This window comes from Alcanivorax sp. IL3, from assembly GCF_047495465.1.
GTDB classification, from domain to species: domain Bacteria; phylum Pseudomonadota; class Gammaproteobacteria; order Pseudomonadales; family Alcanivoracaceae; genus Alcanivorax; species Alcanivorax jadensis.
In genome coordinates, this window is sequence record NZ_CP179931.1 from 349430 (window position 1) to 366743 (window position 17314).

Consider the following 17314-nt stretch of genomic DNA (forward strand, 5'->3'; position numbering starts at 1 on the left):
TATTTTTTCTGATAAATTACCTTTATAAAATGTTCTCCGAGTTGTCGGGTTTTCGTCGCAGTCCGCCGCCGATAAGCAGGATCAGGAAGGGCAGTAGTGCGCCGATACCGAAGGCGCCGCCACTCCCGCCCCCGCCGCCGCCGCTGTAGGAAGGCTGGTTGCTGGTGTACATGGGCTGTGCCTGGTCCACCCGGTTGCTGGTGGGGGCCTTGGTCTGGCGTTGAGCCTTGGCCAGTTTTTCGATGTCCCGACGTTTGGCATTGCGACGCTCAATACCGTATTCCGCGAACACCTCATCGCGCAGCACCACCATGGAGGTGTAGTTAGTGACCAGTCCGTATTCCAGGCCCAGGTCGACGATGCCTTGCTGCAGGTCCTTTTCTTCACCGAAATAATTAATTTCCCGCTGCATGTCCTGAATGGTGGCATAGGCCCACAGTCGTTCCAGTTCCGGGTTATCGCCGCCGGTGGCGGGGAAGTCGAAACGGGTTTTGTATTGCTTGTCCTGGCCACCCACGTTGGCACGCAGGGTCACGTCCGCCGGGCCGTTGCCCCAGTAGTGACCGAGCAACACGATCTGGCGGCCATGGTAGATGCTGCCGATGCGCTGCGGTTGCAGGTCGGCGGTGCGCACGCCGTCGATATCGATCTCCACGTCGTTCATGGCCTAGTGGGTGAGCTTGGCGGTGGCGTTGAGAATCTGCCCGGCGATGTCATCGCTGTTGGAGACGCTGATAGCAAAGCCGTTGCTGGCATCGGTCATGGCGGTGAGCATGGGCCTATTGCTGCTGTTGCCCATGACAAAGGTGAATAACCGAACGTCGTGGCTTTCCAGCAAGTCGATGAAATCTTTCTGCTGGGTCTTGCCCACGTTGGCTACGCCATCGGTGACCAACACGATGCCGGTGGGACGATCTGCGTCGAGCGGTTTCAGGGCCAGGCTCAGGCCGCCGAACAGATTGGTACCGCCACGGGATTTGAGCTGCATGACTTTGTCCGTGTAGCGACGAATGCTGTCCGGTGTGGCATCTACAAAGCCGTTGGTAAGTTCTTCGGCGCGGTCATCAAACAGCACAATGCGAAAGCGGTCTCCGCCGAGCAGTTTGCCCAGGGCCTGGCTGACGCCGTCCGCCAGGGTGGCCAGCTTGGCATTCATGGAACCGGAAATATCCAGCACGAACACCCAGTCGCTGCCGGTGCTAATGGCTGGCAGATCATCACCAGGGGTGATGCTGAGCATGAAGGTGCCGCGGTCCTTGCCCGGTGCCTTGTAGGCTACCAGGTCCACGCTGCCGGGCAGGTCCTGCTGGTGGCGCCAGTAGACGACGATGTCCTGATTCAGGGTGAAGGCATTGGTCGGCTGGCCATTGGCGGGCGGGGGCGCGAAGTTCGCTCTTTCGCTGTTTTCGTCTTCCTTGCTGGTAACGGTGGCCGCGCGATTATCCAGTTTTACCTGCCATTGTTGTGGGTCCAGTTGCTGGATCTTCGCCTCGGGATGCTTGGGTAGGCGGAGGGCGTCCACCGGGTAGCCGCTACGCAGGTTCAGGGTAAAGCTGAAGTGTTCTTCCAAACTGTCGTTGGCGGTCCAGAACGCCAGCTTCTTCTCGTCCACGCCGCCTTCTTCCAGCGGGTACACATAGCGGCCGATGCCGGTATCCACAAAAGCGGGCTGCATATAGACCAGCCGTACCCGTGTATCCTGGCCGGCGCGCACCGGTTGTACCCGCACATCAAAGGCCTTGTAGCTGTCCTTTTCGGTGAGGCCTGCCTCGCGACCGGCGGCTTTTTCCTGTTCGTAGACCTGGCGGGCCTGCTGTTTTTCCAGCACTTCGCCGATCACCGGCTTGCCGTCGATCCACACGGTGAATTCGGCAACGGTGCCGCGCTCGGGGACCGGGAAGCGGTAATAGGCTTCCAGATCCTGATCATTGGGGTTGTGGAAGACCTGCTCCACTTCGGTGATGGCGTAGCCGTCTTCCACGTCCACGGTGACATGTTGTTCGCGGATCTGCAAGTGGTGGCAGGCTGCTGTTGGCCGGCGTCATCAACCCGGCGGCGAGGGCCGGTGTAGTCATGCTGCCCAACAGCAGGACCAGGCCGGCCAACAAACGGGTAAATCCGTTCCTGAAACCCATGATGATTCTCCTTGTTATCAATCACGGGAACAGTTGTAGGGCATTGGAGAGATTTTGTTAAACGGTGTTCATTAACAATTCATGTCGCGAGGTGTTCAATAGGAAGGCAAGTCTGAATCATCAACTGCTTGTTCGGCCCCAGGCACGGGTCGCAATGACCCGTGGAGCGATCTTCGATCAGCGTTTCAGTTGCTGCCGGGTCTGCTCAATTAGTGCAGCAAAATCCGGTTTGGTGATGAAGGCCAATACCAGGCTGTATACGCCATTCAAAATGGCCAGGTGGGCATCTCCCTGCATCAGACAGAAGGCGATAACGATCATGGCAACAAAATCGATCAGGCCCAACAGAATGAACATGCTGGTCTGCACTTGCATGGCGGCTTTCTCACCGTCGTTGGCTGGGGTGCTGCCTTGCAGGGGGCGCTGGGCAATGGTTGCCGGAGCCATCAGCAGGTTGCGCAGCGGTCTTGCCACCACCAGCATCAGTGCCATGGCCCCCAGCGCGCCCATGCGCAGGGTGTCCTGGGGTACCAGATCCATGGGCGCCTGATACTGGCCGAACCAGATCATCAGGGCGATGGCGATACCGATCATCATGGGGGCGGCGAGGACGGTAAACCAGAGCAGGTTGAGGCGTGGCACTGCCGGGTGCGAAGAAGCGGACATGAAGTCTCCTTGATTATTGTTATTGGTCCTTGAGCCAGCGAGCCCTTCGCCAGCCTCTGTAGGAGCTATGCTTGCATGGCGAACTTTCCCAACACCGAATTCGCCATGCAAGCATAGCTCCTACAATTAGTACCTAGTCTCTGAAATTATTGAACTGCAGCGGTGTTTCAATGCTTGATTCGCGCAGCAGTGACATCACCGCCTGCAGGTCATCACGCTTCTTGCCATTCACGCGAACCTGGTCGCCTTGAATGGAAGCCTGCACCTTGAGCTTGCTGTCCTTGATCATCTTTACGATCTGCTTGCCGAGGGGTTGCTCAATGCCCTGACGGAAAGTCAGTGTCAGCGAAAAAGTCTTGCCGCTATGTTCAGGCTTTTCCGGACGGTCGGCGCCAGCGACGCTGATGCCCTGCTTGACCGCCGCCTTGGCAAACAGCTCTTCCAGTTGCTGCACCTGAAAATCCGACTGGGTCTTCAGTGTCACATCCAGACCATTCTGCTCAATGCTGGCCTCGACGCCACGAAAGTCGAAACGGTTGGCTAGTTCGCGGTTGGCGTTATCCACCGCGTGGCGCAGGGCCACTTCATCAATTTCAGAGACGATATCGAAAGAAGGCATGGTAAGTCCGCAAGCATATTCCGTTGTAAGAAGGTTGCGATTATAGTCTTTTTGGTCTGCGGGTGCCCGTCAGGGTATCGACAGGCTTCATCGTTCAGGAAGAACGGCAAAAAAAACACCATAAAGATCGCGAGGGAACGTAATGAGTCAAGCTAATGCAATCGTCGTACTGTGTCCAAAACGCCCGGATTTAGCCGGCCAGCCTCTGCTGGGGCATGTGGGGTGGGGATTTGAACTGCCGGATGGGCAGTGGATGGTGGGAGCCGTGGAAGGTGACGGCTGGGCCAACGGAAATGGCATGAACGGCTTCTGGTCACGCAGAGTGTCGGGAGAAAGGCAGGCCACCCAAGTGTTTGCCAACATGGTGCATCATGGGGCGGAGTATAATTATTTCAAATATCTGACCATGACCAGTCAGGTATGGCCCGATCCTGATGCGGCATTGCGTGTTATGGCCTGGGTCAGCGCCCAGCCGTACCAGTTGTTCGGTCGCAACTGCATGAATTCCACCTACGATATTCTGCGCGCCTTTTCCCGTGGTGGGCATTTCAACGGCAAGATCCTGCCCAGCCCCGATTTCAACTGGATTCCCAATGGCTGGTTCAATGCCATTCAGGTGCCACAGAGTGATTATCACCATCTCCCTCCCGCTTCGCAGTCGGTACAGACGTTTGCGGCAGCCGAGGCCGATCTGCAGGAAGTCGCGGAATGCCCCGACTGGCGCAAACCGGAGTCAGAGGATTATTTGCCGCTAGGGGAGACACCAGAGGAGCCCGTTCCGGCGGTACAGGTAGTTCCGCCGACGGATTAACCGGGAGTGAGGCGACCGGCAAATTGGTACGCTCGCTTTATATGCAATAAATGCCTGTCTGGTTAGAGTATGAGCGCACACCGGAGTGTGCGAACTCAACCCTGCCAGGAGGCAAACATGTCACTAAAGGAACGGTTGTCTGCGGACAACCTGCTGGATTCTCTCCCGGTTTCCCGGGATCTTCTCACCCGCCTGGGCGTTCTTGGCGCCCAGGTTTCCCGCAAAATCGCCATCGATCAAGTCAGCGTGCAAGACGGCACGCTCAGTAACCTGCGCGTGGACAAGGTCACTTTGGGCAGTGCCAGCATCGGCAATCTACACGTGGAAAATACCCAGGCCTCGGTGGATAGCGCCAAAGCCGTGCTCAACCAGGTGCGAACCATTGTCGAGCTGGGGTTCCGCCTGGACTGGAAAATTGACTTGGGCTGGCTAGGCAGCTGGGATGGCAACGAGGATATGGGCAGCCTGGATATCCCGGTGGATCTGGGCACCATCACAGTGCCGGACCTGGGTAATATCGACCTGCAGATTCCGGCCATTGATATTCCCGGTCTGGTGGCGCAGATGAAACCCATCGACCAGCTCAATCTGGGGAACCTGGATCTGTTCGGTATTCGCCTGGATAAACTGGGCCTGCCCAGCGCCGGGTTGTCCGTGACCGGTATGGGCATCGGCGAGCTGTCGCTCAGTTCCTTGTCGGTGCCAGGAGCGAACGGCGAAACCCTGCGGGTGAATCGGGCGGCTCCGACCGAACAGCTGGTCCTGCCCGGCGCCAGCCTGGAAAACATCAGCATCCCGTCCGTGACCATGCCGGCGGCCACCAGCCAGGCGTTCAATGTGGATGCCACGGCCTCGGATAAATCCCTGGGCGTGGATCTGGGCATCCTCAAGGTGAGCATCGCTGTCACCCCCACGGTGCATTTGAACGTGGGCAGCATGACGCTCAGTGATGCCAAGCTCGGTGCCACCCTGGGCAAGGTGTCGCTCAACGACATCAGCCTGCCGGTGGCCCTGGAGGGCATCAGCGGCGGCGAGCTGGGGCTGAACAGCATCAGCGTTAATAAACTCACATTCTGAACAGGGAGGTTGTCATGACATTGAGCCACAAGGAATTCGAAAAACGCTGGGAGCAGGCCCACCGCAAACAGCACATCACCCAGAAGAAGTCGTCCATTGCTCCGTTGGTGCACCTGTCGGTACTGACGATTCTGGATAACTACATGCACCAGCTGCACAAGGCGGTGGATGGCCATGCGCTCAGCAAGGAAGAGTGCGACGCGGTCTGTGAAAAAATAGCCGAGCTGAAACCGCTGGCCAAAAAAGCGGATGCCAAGGCGGCGAAATATCTGAAGGTTTGACCCTCCCTCCATGCGCCACTGCCGTCCAGTGGCGCTTGGTTCCTTGCGCCAAGCCCCTTACCATCGCGGTTTGATTCAGGGCGGATAGCAGGAGCCATGACAGATCACGATTCCCTTCCCATTGATGGACTGAAAACCCAGGTTGACGCGGCGTTGGCCGATGGCTCCATAGTGGTTTCAGCGGCCACAGGCTCAGGCAAGTCTACTCGCCTGCCGGTGTGGGCCGGGGCGCTGGGTCCCGTGTTGGTGGTTGAGCCGCGCCGCGTGGCTTGCACTGCACTGGCCACTTTTCTGGCGTCTTGCCGTCGCGAACACGTGGGCCAGTCTGTGGGCTACGCGATCCGTTTTGACCAGGCATTCAATGAAGACACCCATATCGTTTTCGTAACCCCAGGTATTGCTCTGCGCTGGTTGCAGGAAGGTCAGTTGGGGCGTTTTGCCACTATCATGCTGGATGAATTTCACGAGCGCCGCTGGGATACCGACCTACTGCTGGCCCTGCTGCGTGAGCACGGGCAATGTCGCTTGATTGTCACCTCGGCGACTCTGGATGGTGACCGCCTGTCGCGCTATCTGGATGCCCCGCATCTGATGTCTGAGGGACGTGGTTTTCTGGTGAGAGAAAACTATCAGGCCAGCAACGACCGGCAGATGCCATCGCGCCATGATCTGGCCAACCGTGTGCACAAAGCGGTTAGCGCAGGGCTGGCAAACACAAACGGTGATGTACTGGTGTTCATGCCCGGTCGCGGTGAAATCCAGCAGGTCGTATCCGTGCTCAAGGGATTGGAGGCGGATGTCATCCCCTTGCATGCGGGGGTGCCGGCGGCCGGGCAGCAGCTCGCCCTGCAGTCTGGTGCCCGTCGGCGCATCATCGTTGCCACCAATGTGGCGGAAACGTCCGTTACCATTCCCGGTGTCACCCTGGTGGTGGATAGCGGTATGGAGCGCCGAACTCATCAGCGTAATGGGCGAACGGTACTTTCCCTGCAACCCATCTCCCGGGCCAGCGCCGATCAGCGAAAGGGGCGTGCCGGGCGAACCGCGCCGGGAAGTGTCATCCGCTTGTGGGGTCGAAATGCTCCACTGGAGGAGCGCACTCCACCGGAAATCCAGCGCGAGGAGCTGGTGGATCTGGTGCTGGCATCGGCCTGTGTTGGCACACCGGTGGATACGTTAGTTTTTCCCGATCCCCTGCCTCCTGCCACACGGCAACGGGCTCTGGGTCAGCTCGCTGCCCTGTCCGCCGTGGATGAAAAGGGACTGGCTACGGCACGTGGCCTTGCCCTGTCGGCCCTGCCGGTGGATACCTTTTTTGCCCACCTGATCATGGCCATGCCCGACGCTGACGCTAAAGGCTACATGGTGGATCTGGCGGCGGCTCTCAGCGTCTGGCGGCGGCCGGTGACGTTGCCGCGCGGCGAGGAAGGGCGGCAGGTCATGGCAGCCTGGCAGCCACAGCCCTGCGACGCCACGACCCTGATACAGGCAGTCCGTCAACGACCGCCCCGGGAACTGCAGCCGAACCTGGCAGCAAGAGATGAGGCGCGCAAGCTGGCAACACAGATGCGTCGGACTCTGGGTCTGCCGGAGATACCGGATTCGTTACCCAAGTCTCTGTCGGGTGTCTGGGGAGCGGCCGCCCGGGTGGCCCCGGATGCCGTATTTGTGCGGCGGGAAAAACGCAAGCGCCGTGAGGCCATGGGTAACGGAGTCAGTGAACTATGGATCGGTGATGACTCTCGTTTTGACGATAATGTGGAAGCCGCTCTTGTGCTGGATAGCCACAGCGTCCCCGGTCGCGGCACCCGCGAGACCTTCACCGCAGCCACCTGCCTGGCGCCATTATCGTTGTCGGTGTTGGTAAGCCATGGATTGGCCGAACCCCGGGTCGGTCCGGTCCGGCAGCATAATGGTGAGCCGGTGGCCACCCGGGAATGGTGTTATGCCGGCCGGGTGATTCACACCGAGGTGGCGGAACCGGAAGGAGCGGCTGCTCGTCAGGTCCTGGCCCGGCTGATTCTGTCAGGGGAGTGTCTTCATCCCGCCGGTGGGCAGTTGCTGGACGATCTGGAAGCCTGGCGATTGTATGTGGCCCTGGAGGAAGATGAGGGGGAGGTGCCGGAAGCAGAGGACTGGCTGCTGAAGAAACTGGCAAGCCTGGGTGTGGAGCGGATGGAAGACAGGGCACTTCTTGAGGCGGGTGACATGCGTTTTCCGGGGATACCCGACTGGGAGCGGGAACGATTCGATGACAAGTATCCACGCCGGGTAAACCTGAGTGATCTGAAACTTCGCATCCACTACAAGGTGCCGGTGCGCCAGGTTATTGCCGAATATGTCAGTGGTGGCCGAAAGGGTGATCCCAAGCGGTGGGAGCTGCCTGCCTGGTCGGGATGGAAGGTGAAATATCGCAAGGCCAGCCGGGTGGTGGATGTACGTTAGACAGGCGCCGCCAACCCCTCCCCCTCACCACTGCCTGGTGCATGGGAGAGTTGTTGAACATGCGTCCTGATGTTGTGTGGCTTCAGTCTGTGGTATCGGGCTCATCAACGTTGGCGACAATCCTCACGCGACGATTGTTCTGCCGCCCTTCGGGAGTGTCATTGGTGTCGATGGGAACGCTCTCGCCAAAACCTGCCGTCTCGATGCGATCGGCGTTAATCGCATAGTACTCAACAAGATAGTTTCGCACGGCCATTGCCCGCTGTTCGGACAGGTCCTGATTTTTGGCTTCCGGACCGAGACAATCACAGTGGCCCTCAATGTACACAGTGGCTTGCGGGTTCTGTTCAAGAAACAGGGCCAGTTTGCGGAATATAGTCCGCTGTTCTCTGTCGATATCGTCGCTGCCTTTGGCAAAATGCACGGTTCCTTCAAAGGAGTCCGGCTTGATAACCGGTGTGCTCACCAGCACAGGGACTTCCACGGGCACTTCGACAATTTTTGTGACCGTTTCCGGGCGGGGTTTCTTGAAATGGTAGGTTGCCGCAATATCAATCCCGTGGTCACCACGGTTCTGGTATTCCAGATTGATGTCCCATTTGTCATGGATCTGGAAGTTCACACCGAGCATACCTCCCATGCTGGATTTAGCGTTGATGGTTTCGCTAACGTAGCGCGTATCAACGAACCCTGACACGTCTGCATTCGTATCCAGGTAGAAGGCGCCGCCGTAAACATCAAACGCATTGAAATGCTTTTGCACCATGGCGCCTGCCAATAGATCTCTTAGGCCATCAGCCTCAATGACATAATCGGTTGAGCCCACGGTTCCCACAAAATCGTAGTCGGCATGGTTGGTATACTGCACAAAGGTGCCGATGTCGAAGGCATCAGACTTATAAATCCGTCCTTTCAGCTGCATGCCAAAAAAGGTATCCCGCATATCTGAACCCAGCTCCAGAGCATCCTGGTCAGGGTCGTTGGCGATGTCCTCATAACCATAAATGCCTGATAGCAACCAGCCTGGATAGAACTGATAGTTCAGGCGCAGATAAGGCGCATCACGGGTAATATCTCCCAGCGCATCATCGGCTAACGGGCTGTCAAAGCCTTCAAGGTCACTGCGCTGGTAATAGTACCCCGCGTCAAGGGAAAAGAGGCCGTCGTTATCCCTGACGCTGGGCAGTGATCCAATGCCTGTTGCCAATGCCGGTGAGCTAAGCAGAGTTACACAAGGCAGCAAAAACAACGCTTTTTTCATGTCGAAAATTCCAAGCCCTGATTGATGTACGGATAACGGTGAACATGGTTTTCTGATCAGCATGCTCAGGCCTCCTTCTTGCCGTTATCTTTGCGGCGGCGTGCAAGCAGCAGGCCAGCCACAGGAAACATCAGAATCCCCAGCGAACCGCCACTTGAGGAAGATTCCATGAAGGGCACGCTGTCTGCCGGATCGACGACGGGTTCATCCACTCTTACCGTAATCAGTGCCGAGTTTGACAGTTTGCCGTCCACCAGCACGTTGTAAGTGAACCTGTCAGATCCCACATAACCATTCGCCGGCGTATAGGCGATGGTATTGTCTTCTTCCACTACAGCCGAACCATTCAGCGGGGTGTTATCCACGCTAACCAGGATGGAGATCGGGGATCCCTTGTTGAGGTCGTCATTGGCTAGCACATCCAGCGTTACGGGTGTGTTCCGGAAAGTGACAGCCGCATCATTGGCAGCAATAGGGGCATCCGGAACCGGCGTGGGTTCCACGTTAACCGTCACGGTTGCCGTATTGGATTCAATGCCGCCAGCGGCTGTAACGCTGTATTCCAGGGTATCGACACCGGAGAAGTCAACATCGCCGGTATAGATGATGGTGTTCTCCAGTGCCGGGTCAGAGCCGGAGTACACCTCGGCGGTACCATTGGCGGGTGCCGTCAGAATATTCACCGATACAACATCCGTGGCTTCAAGCGCTCTGACATTCATATCCGCCACCTTGAAAAGGTCATTGGCGAGTACGTTGATGGCCTCGGTGATGTTTTCTTCCGTAGCTCTTACATCGTTGAGAGCGATAGGTGTGTTGTCGTTGCCCGGCAAGTAGTCAGCCAGGCTCGGGGCATTGCTCACCAGCGGAGTAGCCGGGTCCATATCATCGTCAATCATCCAGTCAGGCGCTTCGGTGCCGGCCACATCGCCGATGACCTGGGCCACCGAATTGGCAGTCACTCGCAGGGTGATGGAATCCAGCGTTGGCTGGCCGGTTTCGTCCAGCAGTTTTTCACCGATGAAGATAAAAATGTCCGTATTCAGGCCTGACAAATCATCGCTCAGAAAGCTGTCAAAACGGATGATCTGTTCTCCCGGGGCTTCACCCAGCTCGAGGCCAAGCAGTTGCCCCGCCCATTGCTCCAGCTGATTGTCAGGAATGATGGTGTAGTTGTCGGGGGTGGTAGCAGGGTCACCGTCCAGGCCGGCGCGTCCTGAGCGCCAGTTGGTGCCGTCCCAGATGGCATGAACTTTCTCGGACTCGCCGCCCACATCATTGGTGTGATACTCACCGATCACGGTTGGCAGCAGTGAGTCGGGCAGCATGTAGCCCAGCATGTTGCCGGGAAGGGTGACACCCTGGGTACCGGCCACATCGAAATAGTTTGGCGTGATGGAGCCAACTCTGCCATCAACAATGGTCAGGCCGCTGTCGATGATAGAGCTTTTTTCAATCCCGGCCGCCGGTATCTGAGGCGGCAGGAACCCCGCAGCCTGATGATCCAGGAACCCGGGCTCAAACCGGTCACGACTGCCGTCATCAAACATTTTCGGTGAGAAGGTGGCAAACCGTAGCGGATTCCAGACACGAATATCCGGTGCGCCGGTTTCCCCTTCCAGGAATTCGCGCGGTACCAGACTGCGCATCTCAAAGGACACACCATCATCTTCGTAGTTCAGGGGCTGGAACGCATCGCCCAGGCCGGTACCGATTTCGAACTTGAAGCTGGCAATGCGCTCGTCGGTATTATTGATGATTTTCTGGATCACACGATAGATGCGACCGATATCATAGGTTTCCCGGAATTGGGCGAGCTCCTCGCCGCCGTCAGTTGCCGGGTCCTTGATGCCTTTGTAGCGGATATCCTTGGCCCCAAGGTTAAATACCAGGTCCACAGGCTCATCGCTTTCTGTCAGTTCAAGGAAGTAACGTTTTGAGCTCCCCTCCGGGTCACTGCAGGTTTTGGGCAGGACAACGCCAAATTCGTCACTTTCCAGCTCGCCCGAGGCCATGATGCAGTTATTGGTAGGAAAGTCGAAATCGTCGGTGACTACCTGGATACCCGGTGCACGACCGCTACCGTTATCGAGTTCCCAGTAAACCGCAGCAACGCTGCCGATGTTTGGGTCGTTTTTTGCGTCAACGGATTGATAGATATGGCTTTTCGCGGTGGCGCCAGTGGTGCCATCAATGGTGTGAACATTGATGTCGCTCCAGCTGGTTAACTGCGGAGCTGGCAAGTCAACATAGGTGTTGGGTACCGTGGTGGGTTCGCCGGCATAACCGCTTGGACTGGTCAGCAAGGCAACAAGTGCAATGGAGATGCTTTTCTTCATGGCATGATCCCGATGTTCAGTGGCTGCATTCACAAAACAAAAAAATATATGCTTATAACATTATGTGTCATTGACCAGAATCAACAAAGTGGTAAATAGATAGTCAGCATTGCTGCCCACAGGCTGGGCGGGTGATGCTTTGCCTTGTTGTGTTTACCAGGACAGGGCGGTGATTGCCTGCTCGCGGAATTCATCGAATAGTCTTGGGGGGAATGTTGATTCCTCCCTTTGTCATGTTCGCTCCCCTGAACTAGGGTGAAAGACAGGACCATTGCCGGGGGAGTCGTATGCCGTTTCAGCCCGATGTACACCTCAACCTGAATGTCCGAGGCATGGGGGTGTCTGCCACCCTGGCCATCAACGAGCGCAGCAATGCCCTGCGTCAGCAGGGGCGGCAGGTCTACAAGTTGGGCCTGGGGCAGTCACCGTTTCCGGTGCTGGCCTCGGTGGTGGAGGCGTTACGTGAGTTTGCCGGCGAGAAGGATTATCTGCCGGTCAAAGGCCTGCCAGCGCTGCAGGAGGCCATTGCCAGCCATCTGGACCGCGAGCACGATGTGGCCTTCCGGGGCGAAGACATCATGATCGGCCCGGGTTCCAAGGAGCTCATGTTCATCCTGCAATTGGTCTACTATGGTGACCTGGTGATCCCTACGCCGAGCTGGGTGTCCTATGCGCCCCAGGCCAGCATCATCGGCCGTCGAGTGCACTGGCTGCCCACCCACCGACACAATAACTGGAAACTGAGTGCCAAGAGTCTGGATGCCTTGTGTCAGCGTGATCCGGGTCGTCCCCGGCTGGTGATCCTCAACTATCCAGCCAACCCCCATGGCTATACCTTCACCGACGACGAGCTACGTGATATCGCCGAGGTGGCGCGCTATCACCGGCTGATTCTGCTTAGTGACGAAATCTACGGGCGCACCCGCTACGACGGGCAGCACCGCTCCATCGCTCGCTATTACCCGGAAGGGACCATTATCAGCGATGGCCTGAGCAAGTGGTGTGGTGCTGGCGGGTGGCGTTTGGGTGCCTTTGCCTTTCCGCCCAACCTGTCCTGGCTGCGCGATGCAATGGCCACCGTGGCCAGCGAAACCTACACCTCGGTGGCGGCGCCGATTCAGCATGCGGCAGTGAGAGCCTTTCAGGGCGGTGCCGACATTGACGACTACCTGTTTCAGTCCCGGCGTATTCTCAAAGGGCTGGCGCGTTATCAGGTGGAGGCCTATCAGCAGGCCGGGCTGGATCTTGCCATGCCCGATGGCGCCTTTTACCTGTTTCCGGATTTCAGTCCGCTGGCAGAGCGCTTGCACCAGCGGGAGATTCACGACAGCACGGCCCTGTGCGAAACCCTGCTGGAAGACACCGGCGTGGCCACCCTGCCCGGGGAAGCCTTCGGTCGCCCGGCCGGGGAGCTGACCTTGCGTCAGGCGTTTGTGGATTTCGATGGCCAGGCGGCGCTGGCGGGGGCGGCAACGGTGCCGGCGGAACAATCCCTCGGTGATGATTTCCTGCGGCAGTATTGCGGCAACTGCACCACCGCCATGGACCGCATCGTGGACTGGCTGGCGTAGCGTTTCCTCGTTCCGTTGGAGCTATGCTTGCATGGCGAACTGGTTTGCGCTGATCGCCTTCGGCGGTTCGCCATGCAAGCATAGCTCCTACAAAAAAACCATTCGGTATATATGGAAGCGGGACATGTATGTTCTGTTTGTTTAAGTGACAGGAAAAATATCTTTTTTCGCCACTTTCTGATTGTTTTGGTCAGGTTGATTGCCCGCTTTGTGTAGAGCCGGGGCGCTACCCATGGAACACTCGTTTCCCCAACCCTTGCGGTTAAGCGAATAACGAGGAGGCGAGTCATGGGTGCGGTATTGGACAGTGAAAACCTGAAGCAGTCACAAAGCTGGGCCGGTGCGGCGGTAGAGCTGCAGCGGCGGTTTTTCGAAACCGGTGCCACCCGCAGCTATGACTTTCGGCTGCGCCAGCTTACGAAATTGAAAGACGCCATCGTGAAATATCAGGAAGAAATTCAGGATGCGCTCAAGGCGGATATTGGCCGCCCGCCATTCGAGGCCTATATCGAGATCAGCACCGCCATCGAAGATCTCAAGCACACCCTGAAACACCTGAAAAGCTGGATGAAGCCGAAAAAAGTGGGCACATCAATGTGGGCCCAGCCCGGCCGTAGCCGCATCGAGTCCACTCCACAAGGGGTGACTTTTTTGCTCGGCCCCTACAACTACCCCTTCCTGTTGCTGGTTCAGCCTCTGATCGGTTCCATCGCTGCCGGTAACACGGCTATTCTCAAGCCGTCGTCACTGAATCCCACCGTGGCGAATGTGATCGAGAAGATGATGAAGGAGTGCTTCAGCGATGAATACGTGGCGGTATTCAAGGGCAGCACCGAAGTGACCAATGCGCTGCTGGAAGAGCGCTTCGATCATATTTTCTTTACCGGTAGCCCCCGTGTCGGTCGTATCGTGATGGCGGCCGCAGCGAAGCATCTCACCAAGGTCACCCTGGAGCTGGGCGGCAAGAGCCCCACCATCGTACACAAGGACGCCAACCTGAAAGTGGCGGCCCGGCGTATTCTCTCCGGCAAGATGCTCAACGTGGGACAGACCTGTATCGCGCCGGATCATGTTCATGTCCATGCGGATATCCGCGATGCCTTTGCAAAGGAAATGGTGGAGACCCTGCGCGAGTTTTACGGTGATGAACCGAGCCAGAACCCGGATCTGGGGCGCATGATCAACGATCGGCATTTCGATCGGGTGGCCGCACTGATCGACAAGGCCAAGGTGCTGGTGGGTGGCCAAACTGATGCGGGGCAGCGTTACATCGCGCCGACCCTTCTGAAAGATGTCTCCATGGATGATGCGATCATGCAGGAGGAAATCTTCGGCCCGGTGTTGCCCATGCTGACCTACTCCACCCTGGAAGAGTTGATCGTCAACCTGAAGAAACTGCCACAACATCCGCTGGCGTTGTATTTGTTTACCAGTAGCGATCAGGTGGAGCGCCAGGTGCTGGATAACACCCAGTTCGGTGGCGGCTGTATCAACAACACGGTCATGCATGTGGCCAATCCCAACCTGCCATTTGGCGGCGTGGGTGAAAGCGGCATGGGGGCCTATCACGGCAAGAATTCATTCGATGCCTTCTCCCACAAGCGCAGCATCCTCAAGGCCACCACCCTGTTCGATATCAAGTTCCGCTACGCGCCTTACAAGGACAAGGTGAACATGCTCAAGAAGATGATCAAGTAACGACTGGCGCCGTTTTCGGTGCAGTTCGCCTCAGGCGAACTGCACCGCAGTGATCGATTTAACGAGCACCAAAACCACCCCAGGAAAACGGAATCTGGTAGCGGGTCATCAGCCCGCCCACGGTGATCAGCACCCGCACCATGGCTACGAAGGAATCCGGCATCACCAGTCGCAGGCGGCGGAATTCGTCCAGCAGGGTGCGCAGGTTATCCGCCAGGGTGGCATCGGTATCCTGGCGGGCGGAGACCAGTGCTGCCGACAGTTTTTCCAGTCGCTCCTCTGTGAGCCCGCTAAAACCGGCGGCTTCGAACAGGGGTAGCAGCGGCCCGTCGCCCATCCCCAGCAAGCGCATCAATAGCGCGGTGTAGTGTTGGCGGTCCTCGGCGGCCACATACTCCACGGCACCGAAATCCAGTACTGCCAGATCGCCGTCCGGGGTGACGATAAAGTTGCCCGGGTGCGGGTCTGCATGAAACAGGCCGAACTCCAGTACCTGCTGCATCATGCTGGCCTGTAAACGCTCCAGCAGCGGCCTGGCCTGCTCTTCGTCCTCACGCAACAACGTGGAAAGACTCTTCCCCTCGATCCACTCCGTTACCAGCATCTGCGCACTGCATAGAGTCGGGTAGACCCGCGGCACCTTGATGCCGGGCAGGTGTGGCAGTTCGCTGAAATCCTGCATGTGGGCCATTTCCAGGCGGAAATCCAGCTCCCGTTCGGTGGTGGTGATCAGCTGGTTGACGATCTGTTCCACATCCACTTCGCGCAGCAGCGGTTTCAGCGCCTTGGCCAGCAATCGCAGCGCGGCGGCATCTTCGGAGAACTCCTGGCTGACCCGGGGTTGCTGCAGTTTCACGGCCACTTCGGCGCCGGATTTCAGGATGGCGTTATGTACCTGGGCGATGGAAGCCGCGGCCATGGGGATGATATTGAAGGCGCTGAAAGAGTCCGCCCAGTCATGGCCAAGCTGGGCTTTCAGCCAGGGCTGGATGTCATCGAAATGGGCTTTCGGCGCGTTTTCCCGGAGGTGGGAAAAGGCGTCGATATAGGGCGCAGGCAACAGGTCCGGGCGGCAACTGAGAAACTGGGCAAACTTGATCCAGGCGCCGCCGTTGTCGCGAAACAGGGTGGCCAGGCTGGCTGCCACATCCTCATGAAGAGGCTGCAGCGCCTGCTCATCGCCACTGCCCAGCACCTTGCGATGTTTCCACACCACTTTCTGCAGGCTGGCGGCAGTGGCCAGTACCCGCTTGTAGCGGCCACGGGCGTTCCACAGCATGCGCGTGGTTTCACCCAGGCTCTGGGGCTGGTCGGGCGTGCTCGATTCCATGGGGATCCCTGTGCCAATACGATATTGGCAGCATAGCAAAGGTGCTCTGATTATGTGCGAAATCAGGGAAGGCAGAAAAGATGGGCCCCGTCCTGATTGCTGGAGGGGCCCATGCCGCTGCTAGAAAGCAGCGAGGAGAGGTTTAGAACTTGTAAGCGGCACCAAGCTCAAGGGTTTGCCGGACGACTTCAATTGTCGCGTCTGCTCCTAAACTTGAGCCGCCCTGAGCTGGTATGGCAGTAAAGTCGAAATCGCCATAATCGGTGTAACGATATTCTGCTCTCAGAACCAGGTTATCAGAGAGGAAATGTTCCGCCCCAATACCTAGCGCCCAGCCGCTCATGCGCTCGTCATCACTGAAACGCTGGAGCCCGTCAGCCGGGTTGCAGACGTTGGTGTCGGCGGGGCAGGTGCTTGTCGTTTCGACTTCAAGCTGGGATACGCCAAGGCTGCTGTACACCATGGTGTTGTCATGCAGCATGTACCCGCCGCGAACGCTAAGGCCCAGCGCCAGGTCGTCAGTCTCGACTTCAGAAAAACTGGTCGGATTGGAGTTGGGGTCTCCCAGCCCGGGGATACGATTGCGGATCTCGTCACTGGCATCAGTCTGCACCGCGGAGAATTCCGCGCCCAGCACCCATTTCCCCTGACCAACCACCCAGTTATAGCCAGTAAAGAGGCCATAGCTGGCATTGGAATCATCCAGTGATTCGGTGGTGTCTGATGAGGGAGCGATAACACTACCGTTGGGGGCTAGTGTTAGGTTGGTTTTCCAGTCCATATCCGTGGTCTGGTAACCGAGCGTTGCGCCAGCGTAAAACCCGCCAGGGCCGGTCTCAGCCATGGCAGGTGTTGACAGGGCGGCAATTGAAAGCGCGCCGGTCATGGCAAGCAGGTGTTGTTTTTTCATTGGTTCCTTTCCCTTTTTTTGTAGTCCAGCTGTCATTTTAATCTATATGTCACTATTTGTATAAATTTTGAATGGCGCATCTAATGCGGGAACATTAGCCGGGGAAAGCCTGTATTGACGCACTTGCGTTCGTTTTTAATAAAAACTATCACCTCATTTGGCAAACTAAAC

At 57.5% G+C, this 17314-nt stretch carries 14 protein-coding genes; 6 read left to right on the forward strand and 8 right to left on the reverse strand.

The window, feature by feature from the left end; translation table 11 throughout:
• Window positions 1-22: 22 nt before the first annotated feature.
• From ACMG4M_RS01700 to ACMG4M_RS01715, 4 genes are all read right to left on the reverse strand, one after another.
• On the reverse strand, window positions 23-664 hold the full coding sequence (locus ACMG4M_RS01700; RefSeq protein WP_414430618.1) for a hypothetical protein: 642 nt from the start codon (window positions 662-664) through the stop codon (window positions 23-25).
• A 3-nt stretch (window positions 665-667) separates the two neighbouring features.
• Entirely contained in the window at window positions 668-2014 is a 1347-nt protein-coding gene (locus ACMG4M_RS01705; RefSeq protein ID WP_414430619.1) for a VIT and vWA domain-containing protein, read from the reverse strand.
• A gap of 298 nt (window positions 2015-2312) precedes the next feature.
• Window positions 2313-2801: a hypothetical protein gene (locus ACMG4M_RS01710; protein WP_414430620.1), complete on the reverse strand. Its 489-nt coding sequence runs from the start codon at window positions 2799-2801 to the stop codon at window positions 2313-2315.
• Window positions 2802-2934: 133 nt separating this feature from the next.
• Complete coding sequence (locus ACMG4M_RS01715; RefSeq protein ID WP_035245952.1) at window positions 2935-3420, reverse strand: YajQ family cyclic di-GMP-binding protein; 486 nt, start codon at window positions 3418-3420, stop codon at window positions 2935-2937.
• 142 nt (window positions 3421-3562) lie between these two features.
• Here ACMG4M_RS01715 and ACMG4M_RS01720 point away from each other — a divergent pair, with 142 nt between their 5' ends.
• The 4 genes from ACMG4M_RS01720 (at window position 3563) to ACMG4M_RS01735 (ending at window position 8034) form a co-directional block, all read left to right on the forward strand.
• Window positions 3563-4231 (forward strand): hypothetical protein, encoded by a 669-nt coding sequence (locus ACMG4M_RS01720; RefSeq protein WP_414430621.1) that lies wholly within the window; start codon window positions 3563-3565, stop codon window positions 4229-4231.
• 117 nt (window positions 4232-4348) lie between these two features.
• The gene (locus ACMG4M_RS01725) at window positions 4349-5308 is read left to right on the forward strand and encodes a hypothetical protein (protein WP_414430622.1); all 960 of its coding nucleotides are present in this window, start codon (window positions 4349-4351) and stop codon (window positions 5306-5308) included.
• A gap of 14 nt (window positions 5309-5322) precedes the next feature.
• On the forward strand, window positions 5323-5589 hold the full coding sequence (locus tag ACMG4M_RS01730; protein ID WP_035245957.1) for a hypothetical protein: 267 nt from the start codon (window positions 5323-5325) through the stop codon (window positions 5587-5589).
• Between the two features lie 96 nt (window positions 5590-5685).
• Window positions 5686-8034, forward strand: a complete 2349-nt coding sequence (locus tag ACMG4M_RS01735) for a helicase-related protein (RefSeq protein WP_414430623.1) — start codon at window positions 5686-5688, stop codon at window positions 8032-8034.
• Window positions 8035-8116: 82 nt separating this feature from the next.
• Here ACMG4M_RS01735 and ACMG4M_RS01740 read toward each other — a convergent pair whose 3' ends face one another.
• Together ACMG4M_RS01740 and ACMG4M_RS01745 are read right to left on the reverse strand one after the other, a co-directional pair.
• Window positions 8117-9358 carry an OmpA family protein gene (locus ACMG4M_RS01740; protein WP_414430624.1) on the reverse strand — a complete coding sequence of 414 codons (1242 nt, stop codon included), beginning with the start codon at window positions 9356-9358 and terminating at the stop codon, window positions 8117-8119.
• Window positions 9359-9360: 2 nt separating this feature from the next.
• Window positions 9361-11634: a choice-of-anchor F family protein gene (locus ACMG4M_RS01745; protein WP_414430625.1), complete on the reverse strand. Its 2274-nt coding sequence runs from the start codon at window positions 11632-11634 to the stop codon at window positions 9361-9363.
• Window positions 11635-11921: 287 nt separating this feature from the next.
• Here ACMG4M_RS01745 and ACMG4M_RS01750 point away from each other — a divergent pair, with 287 nt between their 5' ends.
• Both ACMG4M_RS01750 and ACMG4M_RS01755 read left to right on the forward strand, forming a co-directional pair.
• Entirely contained in the window at window positions 11922-13205 is a 1284-nt protein-coding gene (locus ACMG4M_RS01750) for a pyridoxal phosphate-dependent aminotransferase (RefSeq protein WP_414430626.1), read from the forward strand.
• Between the two features lie 288 nt (window positions 13206-13493).
• The gene (locus ACMG4M_RS01755; protein WP_414430627.1) at window positions 13494-14903 is read left to right on the forward strand and encodes an aldehyde dehydrogenase; all 1410 of its coding nucleotides are present in this window, start codon (window positions 13494-13496) and stop codon (window positions 14901-14903) included.
• A 58-nt stretch (window positions 14904-14961) separates the two neighbouring features.
• Here ACMG4M_RS01755 and ACMG4M_RS01760 read toward each other — a convergent pair whose 3' ends face one another.
• Both ACMG4M_RS01760 and ACMG4M_RS01765 read right to left on the reverse strand, forming a co-directional pair.
• Window positions 14962-16233, reverse strand: coding sequence for an ABC1 kinase family protein (locus ACMG4M_RS01760; RefSeq protein WP_272975103.1), 1272 nt, complete (start codon window positions 16231-16233; stop codon window positions 14962-14964).
• A gap of 142 nt (window positions 16234-16375) precedes the next feature.
• Window positions 16376-17143, reverse strand: coding sequence for an outer membrane protein (locus ACMG4M_RS01765; protein ID WP_272975104.1), 768 nt, complete (start codon window positions 17141-17143; stop codon window positions 16376-16378).
• Window positions 17144-17314 lie beyond the last annotated feature (171 nt).

Bases quoted from the DNA above. Each gene is read 5' to 3' on its own strand.
- ACMG4M_RS01755 (WP_414430627.1), top strand. From the start codon at position 13,494: ATGGGTGCGGTATTGGACAGTGAAAACCTGAAGCAGTCACAAAGCTGG.
- ACMG4M_RS01740 (WP_414430624.1), bottom strand. From the start codon at position 9,358: ATGCTGATCAGAAAACCATGTTCACCGTTATCCGTACATCAATCAGGG.
- ACMG4M_RS01745 (WP_414430625.1), bottom strand. From the start codon at position 11,634: ATGAAGAAAAGCATCTCCATTGCACTTGTTGCCTTGCTGACCAGTCCA.
- ACMG4M_RS01710 (WP_414430620.1), bottom strand. From the start codon at position 2,801: ATGTCCGCTTCTTCGCACCCGGCAGTGCCACGCCTCAACCTGCTCTGG.
- ACMG4M_RS01735 (WP_414430623.1), top strand. From the start codon at position 5,686: ATGACAGATCACGATTCCCTTCCCATTGATGGACTGAAAACCCAGGTT.
- ACMG4M_RS01765 (WP_272975104.1), bottom strand. From the start codon at position 17,143: ATGAAAAAACAACACCTGCTTGCCATGACCGGCGCGCTTTCAATTGCC.
- ACMG4M_RS01715 (WP_035245952.1), bottom strand. From the start codon at position 3,420: ATGCCTTCTTTCGATATCGTCTCTGAAATTGATGAAGTGGCCCTGCGC.
- ACMG4M_RS01750 (WP_414430626.1), top strand. From the start codon at position 11,922: ATGCCGTTTCAGCCCGATGTACACCTCAACCTGAATGTCCGAGGCATG.
- ACMG4M_RS01725 (WP_414430622.1), top strand. From the start codon at position 4,349: ATGTCACTAAAGGAACGGTTGTCTGCGGACAACCTGCTGGATTCTCTC.
- ACMG4M_RS01720 (WP_414430621.1), top strand. From the start codon at position 3,563: ATGAGTCAAGCTAATGCAATCGTCGTACTGTGTCCAAAACGCCCGGAT.
- ACMG4M_RS01700 (WP_414430618.1), bottom strand. From the start codon at position 664: ATGAACGACGTGGAGATCGATATCGACGGCGTGCGCACCGCCGACCTG.
- ACMG4M_RS01760 (WP_272975103.1), bottom strand. From the start codon at position 16,233: ATGGAATCGAGCACGCCCGACCAGCCCCAGAGCCTGGGTGAAACCACG.
- ACMG4M_RS01730 (WP_035245957.1), top strand. From the start codon at position 5,323: ATGACATTGAGCCACAAGGAATTCGAAAAACGCTGGGAGCAGGCCCAC.